11 protein-coding genes are annotated in these 13,533 nt (G+C 71.2%); 6 read left to right on the forward strand and 5 right to left on the reverse strand.

Going from position 1 to position 13,533, the window contains the following annotated elements:
• Positions 1 to 170: 170 nt before the first annotated feature.
• Together ACFV4P_RS32695 and ACFV4P_RS32700 are read right to left on the reverse strand one after the other, a co-directional pair.
• Positions 171 to 1,565 (reverse strand): aspartate aminotransferase family protein, encoded by a 1,395-nt coding sequence (locus tag ACFV4P_RS32695; protein ID WP_380477128.1) that lies wholly within the window; start codon positions 1,563 to 1,565, stop codon positions 171 to 173.
• On the reverse strand, positions 1,562 to 2,035 hold the full coding sequence (locus ACFV4P_RS32700; RefSeq protein ID WP_030458782.1) for an Lrp/AsnC family transcriptional regulator: 474 nt from the start codon (positions 2,033 to 2,035) through the stop codon (positions 1,562 to 1,564). Before ACFV4P_RS32700 ends, ACFV4P_RS32695 begins: the two co-directional genes overlap by 4 nt.
• Before the next feature lie 266 nt (positions 2,036 to 2,301).
• Between ACFV4P_RS32700 and ACFV4P_RS32705 the strand changes: the two genes are divergently transcribed.
• Both ACFV4P_RS32705 and ACFV4P_RS32710 read left to right on the forward strand, forming a co-directional pair.
• A complete protein-coding gene (locus ACFV4P_RS32705) occupies positions 2,302 to 3,747 on the forward strand; it encodes a gamma-aminobutyraldehyde dehydrogenase (RefSeq protein WP_380477129.1) in 1,446 nt (481 codons plus the stop codon).
• Positions 3,748 to 3,921: 174 nt separating this feature from the next.
• On the forward strand, positions 3,922 to 5,280 hold the full coding sequence (locus ACFV4P_RS32710) for an aspartate aminotransferase family protein (protein WP_380477130.1): 1,359 nt from the start codon (positions 3,922 to 3,924) through the stop codon (positions 5,278 to 5,280).
• Positions 5,281 to 5,474: 194 nt separating this feature from the next.
• On the opposite strand, the gene ACFV4P_RS32715 is transcribed toward ACFV4P_RS32710, so the two are convergent.
• A complete protein-coding gene (locus ACFV4P_RS32715) occupies positions 5,475 to 7,121 on the reverse strand; it encodes a PucR family transcriptional regulator (protein ID WP_380477131.1) in 1,647 nt (548 codons plus the stop codon).
• A 184-nt stretch (positions 7,122 to 7,305) separates the two neighbouring features.
• On the opposite strand from ACFV4P_RS32715, the gene ACFV4P_RS32720 reads away from it, so the two are divergent.
• The 4 genes from ACFV4P_RS32720 (at position 7,306) to ACFV4P_RS32735 (ending at position 11,795) form a co-directional block, all read left to right on the forward strand.
• Entirely contained in the window at positions 7,306 to 8,820 is a 1,515-nt protein-coding gene (locus ACFV4P_RS32720) for a gamma-aminobutyraldehyde dehydrogenase (RefSeq protein ID WP_380477132.1), read from the forward strand.
• 118 nt (positions 8,821 to 8,938) lie between these two features.
• Positions 8,939 to 9,388, forward strand: coding sequence for a hypothetical protein (locus ACFV4P_RS32725; protein WP_380477133.1), 450 nt, complete (start codon positions 8,939 to 8,941; stop codon positions 9,386 to 9,388).
• A gap of 18 nt (positions 9,389 to 9,406) precedes the next feature.
• Positions 9,407 to 10,165, forward strand: a complete 759-nt coding sequence (locus tag ACFV4P_RS32730) for a hypothetical protein (protein WP_380477134.1) — start codon at positions 9,407 to 9,409, stop codon at positions 10,163 to 10,165.
• A gap of 106 nt (positions 10,166 to 10,271) precedes the next feature.
• Positions 10,272 to 11,795 (forward strand): CoA-acylating methylmalonate-semialdehyde dehydrogenase, encoded by a 1,524-nt coding sequence (locus ACFV4P_RS32735; protein ID WP_380477135.1) that lies wholly within the window; start codon positions 10,272 to 10,274, stop codon positions 11,793 to 11,795.
• 82 nt (positions 11,796 to 11,877) lie between these two features.
• Here the strand turns inward: ACFV4P_RS32735 and ACFV4P_RS32740 are convergent, their stop codons facing one another.
• Positions 11,878 to 12,519: a TetR/AcrR family transcriptional regulator gene (locus ACFV4P_RS32740; RefSeq protein ID WP_380477136.1), complete on the reverse strand. Its 642-nt coding sequence runs from the start codon at positions 12,517 to 12,519 to the stop codon at positions 11,878 to 11,880.
• A 38-nt stretch (positions 12,520 to 12,557) separates the two neighbouring features.
• Positions 12,558 to 13,229 carry a DUF4166 domain-containing protein gene (locus tag ACFV4P_RS32745; RefSeq protein ID WP_073814461.1) on the reverse strand — a complete coding sequence of 224 codons (672 nt, stop codon included), beginning with the start codon at positions 13,227 to 13,229 and terminating at the stop codon, positions 12,558 to 12,560.
• Positions 13,230 to 13,533 lie beyond the last annotated feature (304 nt).

The raw sequence follows: 13,533 nt of genomic DNA on the forward strand, positions 1-13,533 counted from the left end.
AGAACGATCGGACGGCCGTGCGGGTGCGCCGCACTGGCCCGAACAGGGAGGAATCACCGCGAAAGCGACGTGTTGATCGCAGATTCGTTCCCGGGTACGCCGAAGGGCGGTCCCGACGTGAGGAGTCGGGGCCGCCCTTCGGTGGAGGGTGGGGAAGAAAGCTCAGAAGATCAGATCTTCGCCCACGCGTCGGTCAGGCTGGTCCGCAGGATCTGCTCGATCTCGTCGAAGGTCGACTGGTCGGAGATCAGCGGCGGGGCCAGCTGGATGACCGGGTCGCCACGGTCGTCGGCACGGCAGTACAGGCCGTTGTCGAACAGCGCCTTCGACAGGAAGCCGTAGAGAACGCGCTCGACCTCTTCGTCGTTGAACGACTCCTTGGTGGCCTTGTCCTTCACGAGCTCGATGCCGTAGAAGTAGCCGTTGCCGCGAACGTCGCCGACGATCGGCAGGTCTCGCAGCTTGTCCAGGGTGCCCAGGAACTTCGACTCGTTGTCGAGGACGTGCTGGTTCAGACCCTCACGCTCGAAGATGTCGAGGTTGGCCAGCGCCACCGCGGAGGAGACCGGGTGGCCGCCGAAGGTGTAGCCGTGCAGGAAGGTGTTGTCACCCTTGTAGAACGGCTCGGCCAGGCGGTCCGAGATGATCGTGGCGCCGATCGGGGAGTAGCCCGAGGTCATGCCCTTGGCGCAGGTGATCATGTCGGGCTGGTAGCCGAACTTGTCGGCGCCGAACATGGTGCCCAGGCGGCCGAAGGCGCAGATGACCTCGTCCGAGACCAGCAGCACGTCGTGGCGGTCGCAGATCTCGCGCAGGCGCTGGAAGTACCCGGGCGGCGGCGGGAAGCAGCCACCGGCGTTCTGCACCGGCTCGACGAAGACGGCGGCGACGGTCTCGGCGCCCTCGTTGAGGATGGCCACCTCGATCTCGTCCGCGCACCAGCGGCCGTAGGCCTCCGGGTCGACGGTGCCGTCGGGCGCCGTCAGGAAGGACGGGGCGCGGTAGATGTTGGTGTTCGGGGCCTTGTGGGTGCCCGGCACCAGCGGCTCGAACGGGGCCTTCAGGCCCGGCAGGCCGGTGATCGACAGGGCGCCCTGCGGGGTGCCGTGGTAGGCGACCGCGCGGGAGATGACCTTGTACTTGGTCGGCTTGCCGGTCAGCTTGAAGTACTGCTTGGCGAGCTTCCACGCGGTCTCGACGGCCTCGCCGCCACCGGTGGAGAAGAAGACCTTGTTCAGGTCGCCCGGGGCGTAGTTGGCCAGGCGCTCGGCCAGCTCGACGGCCTTCGGGTGGGCGTAGCTCCACACCGGGAAGAAGGCGAGCTCCTTGGCCTGCTTGGCAGCGGCCTCGGCCAGCTCCTCGCGGCCGTGGCCGGCCTGGACGACGAACAGGCCGGCGAGCCCGTCGAGGTACTTGCGTCCCTTGTCGTCCCAGACGTAGGTGCCTTCGCCCTTGACGATCGTCGGCACGGGGGAGTTCTCGTACGACGACATGCGGGTGAAGTGCATCCACAGGTGGTCGTAGGCGGTCTTGGAAAGGTCCTTCTGCGCCGGCTCGGCTGTCATCGGGTGCCCCAGGTGTAGGTCTGTTTCCGGAGCTTCAGGTAAACGAAGCTCTCGGTGCTCCGCACGCCGGGAAGCGCGCGGATGCGCTTGTTGATCAGTTCGAGGAGGTGCTCGTCGTCCTCGCACACCAGCTCTGCGAGGAGATCGAACGAACCCGCGGTGCAGACCACGTAGTCGACCTCGTCGAACGCGGCCAGCGCGTCCGCGACCGGCTCGATGTCGCCCTCGACGCGGATGCCCACCATCGCCTGGCGGGTGAAGCCGACGGTGAGGGGATCGGTCACGGCGACGATCTGCATCACGCCTTGGTCGAGCAGCTTCTGGACGCGCTGTCGGACGGCCGCCTCGGACAGGCCGACGGCCTTGCCGATGGCGGCGTACGGACGGCGCCCGTCCTCCTGGAGTTGCTCGATGATCGCCTTGGAGGCGGCGTCGAGGGGAACGCTGGCGTTCCGGTCACGGTTGGCCACGCCGACACTGTGCCCCACGGACGAGCGAATCGCAAGCGACAGTGCTGCTGATTTCGTCGTCCTTTTGATGATCAAGAGCGGAATGCGTGGCGCTCCGGGCGGGCTTCTGTCGATTACAGCAGTGTCGGAGGTAGTCTGACGACGTACACGCGCGAGCGTGCACACCGCCGATCGTGGCTTGTCGCTGACATGCTGTGTCTGCCCCCCGCCGGAGTAATCTGGCGCGCGTGGCTGCAACGACGCAGGCCCAGACCGAGGAGAGACCCGTGAGCGAGCTTCGTACGCTGCGCAACTACATCAACGGTGAGTTCGTCGACGCGGCGGACGGCCGCACGCTCGACATCGTCGACCCGACCACGGGCGAGGTGTACGCGACGTCGCCGCTGTCCGGTGCCTCCGACGTGGACGCCGCGATGGCCGCCGCTGCAGCCGCCTTCCCGATCTGGCGCGACTCGATCCCGTCCACCCGGCAGAAGCTGCTGCTGAAGATCGCCGACGCGGTCGAGGCCCGGGCCGACGAGATCGTCGACGCCGAGGTGCGCAACACCGGCAAGCCGCGCGCGCTGACCCTCTCCGAGGAGATCGGCCCGATGGTCGACCAGCTGCGCTTCTTCGCCGGCGCCGCCCGCCTGCTGGAGGGCAAGGCCGCGGGCGAGTACATGGACGGGATGACCTCGATCATCCGCCGTGAGCCGGTCGGCGTCTGCGCGCAGGTCGCGCCGTGGAACTACCCGATGATGATGGCCGTGTGGAAGTTCGCCCCGGCGATCGCCGCCGGCAACGCCGTGGTGCTGAAGCCGTCCGACACCACCCCCGCCTCCACCGTGCTGCTGGCCGAGATCATCGGCGGCGTGCTGAAGGAGATGGACCTGCCGGCCGGCATCTTCAACGTCATCTGCGGTGACCGCGAGACCGGTCGCCTGATGGTCGAGCACCGCACCCCGGCGATGGCCTCCATCACCGGCTCGGTCCGGGCCGGCATGCAGGTCGCCGAGTCCGCCGCGAAGGACGTCAAGCGCGTCCACCTGGAGCTCGGCGGCAAGGCCCCGGTCGTGGTCTTCGAGGACGCCGACATCGCCGAGGCCGTCGAGGGCATCTCGGTGGCCGGCTACTTCAACGCCGGCCAGGACTGCACCGCCGCCACCCGCGTGCTGGTGCACGAGTCGATCCACGACGCGTTCGTCGAGGCGCTCGCCAAGGCCGCGAACGAGACCAAGACCGGCGGCGTGGACGACGAGGACGTGCTCTACGGCCCGCTGAACAACGCCAACCAGCTGAAGCAGGTCACCGGCTTCATCGAGCGCCTGCCCTCGCACGCCAAGGTCGAGGCCGGCGGTCACCGGGTCGGCGAGGTCGGCTACTTCTACGCGCCGACCGTGGTCTCCGGCCTGAACCAGGACGACGAGATCATCCAGAACGAGGTCTTCGGCCCGGTCATCACCGTGCAGAAGTTCACCGACGAGGAGCAGGCCGTCGAGTACGCGAACGGCGTCGAGTTCGCCCTCGCCTCCTCGGTGTGGACCAAGGACCACGCCCGCGCGATGCGGATGTCCCGCCGCCTGGACTTCGGCGCGGTGTGGATCAACACCCACATCCCGCTGGTCGCGGAGATGCCGCACGGCGGCTTCAAGAAGTCGGGCTACGGCAAGGACCTGTCCTCGTACGGCTTCGAGGACTACACCCGGATCAAGCACGTCATGACCGCGATCTGAGTCGCGTAGCGGACGGAGAAGGGGCGCGGGGAATCGAGCCTTCGATCATCGCTCTTCGTGAGCGCGTGGTCGGGCGCGCGGTTCCTCGCGCCCCTTCACGTTGTCAGGGTGCGACACGAGCTCCGTGACACGATGCAGCTGCCCCGGCCGGGAGCCGCTCCCTACGCTGGGCGCATGAGCACTCCCACCGCTGACTCGGTCGCCGGGCAGGCCGTCAAGGCCGCCGACCGCGCGCACGTCTTCCACTCGTGGTCCGCCCAGGCGCTGATCGACCCCCTCGCGGTGGCCGGTGCCGAGGGCTCCTACTTCTGGGACTACGACGGCAACCGCTACCTGGACTTCTCCTCGCAGCTGGTGAACACCAACATCGGCCACCAGCACCCGAAGGTGGTCGCCGCGATCCAGGCCAAGGCCGCCCAGCTGTGCACCATCGCCCCCGGCTTCGCCGAGGAGTCGCGCAGCGAGGCCGCCCGGCTGATCGCCGAGCGCACCCCCGGCGACCTGGACAAGATCTTCTTCACCAACGGCGGCGCCGAGGCGAACGAGAACGCGATCCGGATGGCCCGGCTGCACACCGGCCGGCACAAGGTGCTCTCCACCTACCGCTCGTACCACGGCGCCACCGCCAACGCGATCGCCCTGACCGGCGACCCGCGCCGCTGGGCCAACGAGGCCGGCGTCTCCGGCATCGTGCACTTCTGGGGCCCGTACGCCTACCGCTCCAACTTCCACGCCGAGAACGAGGCGCAGGAGTGCGAGCGCGCGCTCGCCCACCTGGAGCAGACGATCGCGTTCGAGGGCCCGGGCACCGTCGCGGCGATCATCCTGGAGACCGTGGTCGGTACCGCGGGCATCCTGGTGCCGCCGGCCGGCTACCTGGCGGGCGTGCGGGAGATCTGCGACAAGTACGGGATCGTGTTCATCCTGGACGAGGTCATGGCCGGGTTCGGCCGCACCGGCGAGTGGTTCGCCGCCGACCACTGGGGCATCACCCCCGACCTGCTGACCTTCGCCAAGGGCGTCAACTCCGGCTACCTGCCGCTCGGCGGCGTGGCGATCTCCGGCGCGATCGCCGAGACCTTCGCGCAGAAGGCGTTCCCCGGCGGCCTCACCTACTCCGGCCACCCGCTGGCCTGCGCCTCCGCGGTCGCCACCATCAACACGATGGCCGAGGAGGGCATCGTGGAGAACGCCAAGCACATCGGCGAGAACGTGCTCGGCCCCGGCCTGCGCGAGCTGGCGGAGCGTCACCCCTCGATCGGCGAGGTCCGCGGCCTCGGCGTGTTCTGGGCGCTCGACCTGGTGAAGAACCGCGAGACCCGCGAGCCGCTGGTGCCGTACAACGCGGCCGGCGCCGACAACGCGCCGATCGCCGAGCTCGCCGCGGCCTGCAAGAAGCGCGGCCTGTGGCCGTTCACCAACATGAACCGCTTCCACGTGGTCCCGCCGTGCAACATCAGCGAGGAGGACGCCAAGACCGGCCTCGCGGTGCTGGACGAGGTGCTCACCCTCACGGACGCGCACACGATCTGACGATTCGTCGGCGAAGAAGGCCCCGGGCGACCGCCCGGGGCCTTCGTACTGTCAGCGGCACAACACGCGGGGCTATGTCCGATGATCGGCTCGCGCACGGTCAACACACGACGGCGTCCCGTGCACGCACCTGGTCCGAGTCCTGTCTGTCCCTGCGCTTCGCGGACGGCTCGCCGGCCGCCGCTGACCGCGCGTCAGCGGCGGACTGCGTCCAGGGCCAGCAGGGCGACGTGCAGGGACAGGCAGGACTCGACCTGGTCGAGGTCGACGGCGAGGATGCGTTCGACCTTGTGGAGGCGGTCGTAGAAGGACGGGCGGGAGAGGTGGGCGGCGTCCGCGGCGGCGGACTTGTTGCGGCCCTGTTCGAGGTAGATCCGCAGCATCTGCACCAACTGGCCGCCGTGTTCGGCGTCGTGGGCGAGCAGGGGGCCGAGTTCGCGTTCGACGTAGGTCTGCAGGCGCTCGTCGTCGCGGAGCAGGTGGAGCAGGCCGCGGAGACGGACGTCGGGGAGGCGGTAGTAGGCGGCGCGGCTGCCTGGGGCGTCGTGCAGGGCGGCGTCGGCGACCTGGGTGGCCTCCAGCAGGGCGCGGCGGGCGTCGCGGACCGAGCCCACCGAGGAGCCGACCGCTATCACCGGCTCGGCGGCCGCGCCGTCCCGGCCCGCGTCCGCGGAGAGCCGGCGCAGTGCCGCGGCGAACGCCTCCAGCGAGGTGTGCTCGTCCTGCTGCGAGCCGAGGGCGATCAGGACGCCGACGCCCTCGTCGTCCAGTGCGCCGACCAGCGCGGACAGCCGGGAGGAGCGGATCGCGGTGGCCGCGAGCTCGGTGAAGTCGCGCAGCCGGGCCTGCGCCTCCAGGGCGGCGGGCAGCGGGCCCTGGCGCTGCCGCAGCACCACGCCGACCAGCCGGCGGCCCTCCAGCGGAACGCCCAGCGCCTGGGCGCGCAGCGCCACCTCGGAGACGGTCAGCGAGTGGGTGAGGATGCCCGACAGCAGGGTGCGGTGGGTCTGCCGCTCCAGCGACTCGCGGTCGCGGACCACCAGCCGGTTCAGTGCGAGGGTGGCCGCGCCGCGCTCCAGCAGCATCGCGTGCGGGTGCGGCACGTCCTGGGGGAGCGGCGCCGGCTCGTCGACCAGCACCAGCCGGCCCCAGTCCTGGCCGCGCGCGCCGACGGTGGTCACCAGCCAGCCCGAGCGCGGGTCGTAGCCGGTGCGGCCGGGCGGGTTGACGCCGCGCGAGCGGTGCTCCCAGTTCTCCAGCAGCTCCTGCTCGCCGCGTCCGGCCGTGTCGTGCGCCAGCACCTGGTGGGCGAGGTTCTCCAGCACCACGGGCGCGCCCGCCATCCGGCCGACCTGCCGGACCACCTCGGCGGGCTCCGCGCCCTCGGTGGCCAGCTCGTTGAACACCTGGTGCACCGCTTCGGACACCCTCAGCTGTTCCAGCTGCGCGTTCACCACCAGCGCGTGCACCGCCTCGGTGACGGCGACGAACTTCAGCTCCCGGCGCAGCACCACCAGCGGCAGGTTGTGCCGCTCGGCGGCCGCCACCAGGGCCCGCGGCAGCGAGTCGAAGTAGCGCCGGCCGAACTCGATCACCAGCCCGGCCACCCCGACCTCGGCCAGCTCCCGCACGTACCGGGCCAGCCCGTCCCGGTCCTCCGGCAGCGCGATGCCGGTGGACAGCACCAGCTCGCCGCCGCGCAGCAGGCCCGCCAGGTCCGGCAGCTCGCTGACGTGCACCCAGCGCACCGGCCGCTCCAGCGCGGAGGCCCCGGCCACCACCTGGGGCAGGCCACGCCGCATCACGTCGAGATCGAGCACGCGGGCGACGGTGGGCAGCATCGCGGACACCTCCAGGGGGTTTCAGGGTGTCAAGTGAATCACGCCCGGGAGCGACGCCCTGTCGCCCGGCCCTTGCCTTGCAGCGTGTAAGGCCGCCCGTCCGGGCCGTTGCTGAGTGCCGCTTGCCTTCGACACCCGAACCGAGGCATCGTCGGCCGGGTCGAGTAGGCAATGGAGGCAACTCATGGACCTGACCAGCTTCAACGACGGCGCGCAGTACATCGCGGGCCGCCAGACCCGGGGCACCGGCGGCGAGCCGTTCGAGGTGGTCAACCCTGCGGACGGCAGCACCGTCCAGCGGGTCGAGCTCGCCACCACGGCCGACGTCGACGCCGCGGTCGCCGCCGCCCGTGCCGCCCTGCCCGAGTGGTCCGGCGCCACCCCCGGCGCCCGCTCCGAGGCGCTGAACCGGCTCGCCGGCATCCTGAGCGACCGGGCCGGGCAGTTCGCCCGGGTGGAGACCGCGCAGACCGGCAAGCCGATCAAGCTGTCCACCGAGTTCGACGTCCCCGGCACCGTCGACAACACCGCGTTCTTCGCCGGCGCCGCCCGCAACCTCGAAGGCAAGGCCGCCGGCGAGTACAGCGGCGACCACACCTCGTACGTGCGCCGCGAGGCGATCGGCGTGGTCGGCAGCATCGCGCCGTGGAACTACCCGCTGCAGATGGCCGCCTGGAAGGTCCTCCCGGCCATCGCCGCCGGCAACACGATCGTCCTCAAGCCCGCCGAGCTCACCCCGCTGACCTCGCTGATGTTCGCGCAGGCCTGTACCGACGCGGGCATCCCCGACGGCGTCGTCAACGTCGTCACCGGCGCCGGACGCACCGCCGGCGAGCACCTGATCGGCCACCCCGACGTGGCCATGGTGTCCTTCACCGGCTCCACCGCCGTCGGCAAGCGGGTCGCCGAGATCGCCACCGCCACCGTCAAGCGCACCCACCTCGAACTCGGCGGCAAGGCCCCGTTCGTGGTCTTCGACGACGCCGACCTGGACGCCGCCGTGCACGGCGCCGTCGCCGGCTCGCTGATCAACAGCGGCCAGGACTGCACCGCCGCCACCCGCGCCTACGTCCAGCGCCCGCTGTACGACGCCTTCGTCGCCGGCGTCGCCGAGCTGTACGCCGCGATCCGCCTCGGCGACCCGCTGAACCCGCAGACCGACCTGGGCCCGCTGGTCTCCTTCGCCCACCGCGACCGCGTCGCCGGTTTCGTCGAACGCGCCCGCTCCTACGCCACCGTGGTCACCGGCGGCCCCGCCGACGGCAAGGGCCACGACGGCCACGACCTCTCGCTCGGCGCCTACTACCGGCCCACCCTGATCACCGGCGCCGCCCAGGACAGCGAGGTCGTCCAGGGCGAGATCTTCGGCCCGGTGCTCGTCGTGCTGCCCTTCGACAGCGACGAGGAAGGCCTGCGGCTCGCCAACGACACCCCCTACGGCCTGGCCGCCTCCGCCTGGACCCGCGACATCCACCGCTCGCTGCGCGCCACCCGCGAGATCGCCGCCGGCTGCGTCTGGGTCAACGACCACATCCCGATCATCAGCGAGATGCCGCACGGCGGGTACAAGGCCTCCGGCTACGGCAAGGACATGTCGCAGTACTCGCTGGACGAATACACCCAGGTCAAGCACGTCATGTTCGACACCACCGCGGTCGCCCGCAAGGACTGGCACCGCACCATCTTCGGCGACCGCTGACAGCCCGGTTTTCCCCGCGGCGATCCGTGTAAGAGAACGCCGCGGCCCCGCTCTCCCCGGTGACGGCAGCAGGCACCCCGCCTGCCGCCCGTCACCCGGGAGAGACGAGGCACCGCACATGAGCACCACCCGCCACCCCAGCGCCCTGCACTGGCTGGCCGACGCCGCCCCCGACCCCGACCGCTGCCGCCGCAGCTGGGAACGGACCGGCCTCGCCCTGCTGCCCGCCGGCCGCCGCTGGGACGTCCTGCACGCGCCCGGCCCGCTCGGCCGCCCCGCCGCCGCCCTGCTCGACCGGCCCGGCGGCGGACCCGTCCTGGAGGACCCGGCCGACGACACCGTCGGCTTCCTCGTCCCCGTCGGCACCGCCGACCGGTGGATCGGCACCGGCATCCGACGCTCCGGCGACGGCATCTGGATCGCCGTCCCCCACCCCGACCGCACCGGCCGCGGCCCGCACTGGCTGATCCCCCCGCACCGCAGCGGACGCCTCGTCGACCCCGCCGCCCTCGAACTCGCCCTGCACGACACCGCCGTACACCTGCGCTGCCCGCGCTTCCCCCGCTGAGCGGACCACACTGTCCCCATGGACACCAGCACCGCCGACCCCGGACCGCCCACCCGCGACCGGCACACCGACCGCGCCCGGCTGCTCATCGACGCCCAGCCGTACTGCCTGCGACACGGCCTCGCCCTCGCCGGGGCCGACGCGCTCCGGCTGCACGGCCTGCCCGTCCGCCTGCACGGCGCCGACCTGCTGCTGGTCTGCGCGGACGGCCCGCCGCTCGCCGACCTCGCCACCGGACTCGCCGAGACCCTGCGCGCCGCCGGCCACCGCACCGAGAACGCCCCCGGCACCGCCCGACGCCACCAACTCTCGGTCGACGCCGGAGAGCCGATCGGTGTCGAGCCGATCGGCGTCGAACTGCGCAGGGAACCGCTGGCCCACCCGCCCGTGCTGCCCGAGGACGCGCCCGTCCCCGTCGCCGCGCTGGAGGACACCGCCGCGCTCGCCGTCCTCACCCTCTGCGAACGCGCCCTGCCCGCCGACCTGTTCGCCCTGCACGCCCTCACCGCCCGCCTGCGCGAAGGCCAACTCCTCGCCCTGGCAGGCACGTTCGACGAGGAGTTCACCGCCGGGACGCTCGCCGACCGACTGGAGAGCGCCGCCGCGCTGCTCCCCGCCGGGGCCGCCGACACCCGCGAGTGGGCCGAGAGCTGGGCCCAGGACCTGCGGCTCGACCTGCTGGAGACCACCGAACTCGCCGACGGGCTGCACGACCCCTACCTGGACGCCGAGGACACCGCGGAGGACGATCCCGAGGCCGCTTCCGACGACCTGTAAGGGTGAATCACGCTTCCCCGTCAGGGTGCTCGTTGAGCGGGCCCGGTGTGCCGCGCAGACTGGACAACGAGCGCGGGACATCCGTGGACATCGGAGGCAGAGACCCTTGAGCAAGCACATCACGCACTGGATCGGCGGCCAGTCCGTCGCCACCGCCGGAACCGCGCCCCGCCGCGGCGACATCTTCGACCCGGCCACCGGCCAGGTCACCGGCCAGGTCGACTTCGCGGAGATCGCCGAGGTCGACCAGGCGGTCGCCGCCGCAGCCCAGGCCTTCACCTCCTGGCGCAAGGCGTCCATCGCCAAGCGCACCCAGGTGCTGTTCAACTTCCGCGAGCTGTTCAACGCCCGCAAGGACGAACTCGCCGCGATCATCGTCGCCGAGCACGGCAAGGTGCACTCCGACGCCCTCGGCGAGCTCGCCCGCGGCCAGGAGGTCGTCGAGTACGCCTGCGGCATCCCGCAGCTGATCAAGGGCGGCTTCACCGAGCAGGCCTCCACCGGCGTCGACGTCTACTCGATCCGCCAGCCGCTCGGCCCGGTCGCCATCATCTCGCCGTTCAACTTCCCGGCCATGGTGCCGATGTGGTTCTTCCCGATCGCCATCGCGGCCGGCAACACGGTCGTCCTCAAGCCCTCCGAGAAGGACCCGTCCGCGGCCAACTTCATCGCCGAGCTGTGGAAGGAGGCCGGTCTCCCCGACGGCGTCTTCAACGTCGTCCACGGTGACAAGGTCGCGGTCGACCGCCTGCTGGAGCACCCCGACGTCAAGTCGGTCTCCTTCGTGGGCTCCACTCCGATCGCCCGCTACGTGTACGAGACCGGCACCCGCTACGGCAAGCGCGTGCAGGCCCTCGGCGGCGCCAAGAACCACATGCTGGTGCTGCCCGACGCCGACCTCGACCTGGCCGCCGACGCCGCCATCAACGCCGGCTTCGGCGCGGCCGGCGAGCGCTGCATGGCCATCTCGGTGCTGGTCGCCGTCGACCCGATCGGCGACGAGCTGGTCGCCAAGATCAAGGAGCGGATGGCCACCCTCAAGGTCGGCCCCGGCTGCAACGGCGAGTCCGAGATGGGCCCGCTGGTCACCGGCCAGCACCGCGACAAGGTCACCTCGTACGTCGAGTCCGGTGTCGCCGACGGCGCCGAGCTCGCCGTCGACGGCCGCAAGCACGCCATCACCACCGAGGACGCCTCCGGCGCCCCCACCGCCGACGGCTTCTGGCTCGGCCCCACCCTCTTCGACCACGTCAAGCCGGGCATGTCCGTCTACAACGACGAGATCTTCGGCCCGATCCTGTCGATCGTCCGCGTCCCCTCCTACGACGAGGGCCTCGAACTGATCAACAACAACCCGTACGGCAACGGCACCGCCATCTTCACCAACGACGGCGGCGCGGCCCGGCGCTTCCAGAACGAGGTCGAGGTCGGCATGGTCGGCATCAACGTGCCGATCCCCGTCCCCGTCGCCTACTACTCCTTCGGCGGCTGGAAGGCCTCGCTGTTCGGCGACAGCCACGCCTACGGCGCCGAAGGCGTCCAGTTCTTCACCCGCGGCAAGGCCGTCACCCAGCGCTGGCTCGACCCGTCGCACGGCGGCATCAACCTCGGGTTCCCCACCAACAGCTGAACCCACCGCGTGACATGCCGAACGGCCGGCCCCTCCTCCCGGGGCCGGCCGTTCGGCATGGGTGCCTGCTTCTGCTCGGCTTCTACTCGGCGCCGCTGTTCTTGACCTGGCGGCGCACCGTGGCCCGCACCGCCCGCGACACCACCGGGCCGAGACCGTCCACCACCTCGACCAGCAGCCCCAACTGGTCCAGCGCCGCGAACGCCCCCTGCGCGCCCGCCGGGTCGACGCCCTCGTACAGCTCCAGCCCGACGAACCCCGCCGTCACCGCCTGCGCCAGCCCCGCCAGGTCGAGGAACTCCGCCAGCGGATGCCCCACGAACAGCCGGGTCAGGACGGCCTCGATCTCCACCGTCCACAGCCGCAGCGCCTCGGCCGTCACCTCCGCGAGCTGCGGGTAGCCCGTCGCCCCCGCCAGGAACTGCGCCATCAGCGCGACGTTCCCGCTCTCGCGCTCCTGGACGTGCAGGTCCTGGCCGACCGTCAGCAGTTCGCGCAGCGAGCGCACCTCCGCGAACCGCTCGCGGTACCGCTCCAGCCGCAGCCCCGTCTCCCGCAGCGCCGCCGCCGCGAGCAGCCCCTCCACCGTTTTGAAGTGGTAGAAGACCAGCGCCTGGTTGGCCCCCACCTCGGCGGCGATGCTCCGCGCCGACACGCCCGAGATCCCCTGCCGCTTGAGCGCACTGGTCGCCGCATCCATCAACCGCTCACGTGTGTCGCCCATGCGCCGCAGCGTAACCGCCGCCCGACCGACGGGACCCGTCACATCCGGGAACGCTCACGGACCGGGCGGACGTGACGCGGAATCCCCTCCGACCCCACCTGCGGGTACTCCGCCGTGAACCACCCCTGGTAGCCCAGCACCAGGCCCACCAGCGGATTGCTCACCCGCACCCGGATCCGGAACCGCCCCGACTCGTCGTCGAACCACTCGTGCAGATCCGCCCGCGCTCGCAGCAGCTCCGGCACGATCGGCGCCCCGACCAGCGCCGCCACCCGGTGTGCCTCCGACGAGATCAGCAGCCCACCCCGCGTCGACACCCCGAGCCGCAGGTCCACCGCCAGGTGCTGGTGCGTGCCCAGGTAGTCGACCACCGTCCCCGGCCGGTCGGGCGCCGCCACCATCGTCGCGTCGAACCGCCGCGGCCGGGTGAACTGGAACGTCCGTACGAACGTCACCGTCTCCCGCCCGAACCCGTCCCGGTACGCGTAATTGGCGATGGTGAACGGGACGTCCCGCCCCTGGTCCGGGAACAGGACGTTGCGCCGCGCCCCCGCGGTCAGCAGTGGCACCAGCAGCGGCGAGCCGTGCTCGACCCGGTCCATCCGTCCCGTCCCGATGCAGGCGAAGCCGTCCACGCTGGAGAACCCGAACCTGCGCCGCAGCTCCGGGTGCAGCCGCTCGAAGTCCGCGCCCAGCGCCGCGTGGAAGATCGATCGGACGGGACCGCCGGCGGTCGGGGAGTCGGTTCGGTCGGTGGTGACGGCAGTGGTGGTGACGGGCACGGTTGATCCCCCTGAACAGATTTGAGCGATCGCTCAATGCTTGGCGTGGGCATCATGGCAGAGGTTTTGAGCGACTGCTCAAGATGGGGTGCCGGCGGGGTGTGGATCGCCGACTCAGGGGGTGTTTGCGCCTGGGGCGGATCCGGCGTAGTGTTCACTGGTCGCTCGGCAGGGAGCACCGGACACGCATCTGTGTGGACGGTCCCGGGGCGGCCAATCCCTTGGAACCACC

The sequence above is a fragment of the Kitasatospora sp. NPDC059795 genome (assembly GCF_042732175.1).
GTDB lineage: Bacteria > Actinomycetota > Actinomycetes > Streptomycetales > Streptomycetaceae > Kitasatospora.

Coding starts and splice junctions, on each gene's coding strand:
- ACFV4P_RS32695 (WP_380477128.1), bottom strand. CDS start 1,565: ATGACAGCCGAGCCGGCGCAGAAGGACCTTTCCAAGACCGCCTACGAC.
- ACFV4P_RS32710 (WP_380477130.1), top strand. CDS start 3,922: ATGAGCACTCCCACCGCTGACTCGGTCGCCGGGCAGGCCGTCAAGGCC.
- ACFV4P_RS32715 (WP_380477131.1), bottom strand. CDS start 7,121: ATGCTGCCCACCGTCGCCCGCGTGCTCGATCTCGACGTGATGCGGCGT.
- ACFV4P_RS32720 (WP_380477132.1), top strand. CDS start 7,306: ATGGACCTGACCAGCTTCAACGACGGCGCGCAGTACATCGCGGGCCGC.
- ACFV4P_RS32725 (WP_380477133.1), top strand. CDS start 8,939: ATGAGCACCACCCGCCACCCCAGCGCCCTGCACTGGCTGGCCGACGCC.
- ACFV4P_RS32730 (WP_380477134.1), top strand. CDS start 9,407: ATGGACACCAGCACCGCCGACCCCGGACCGCCCACCCGCGACCGGCAC.
- ACFV4P_RS32740 (WP_380477136.1), bottom strand. CDS start 12,519: ATGGGCGACACACGTGAGCGGTTGATGGATGCGGCGACCAGTGCGCTC.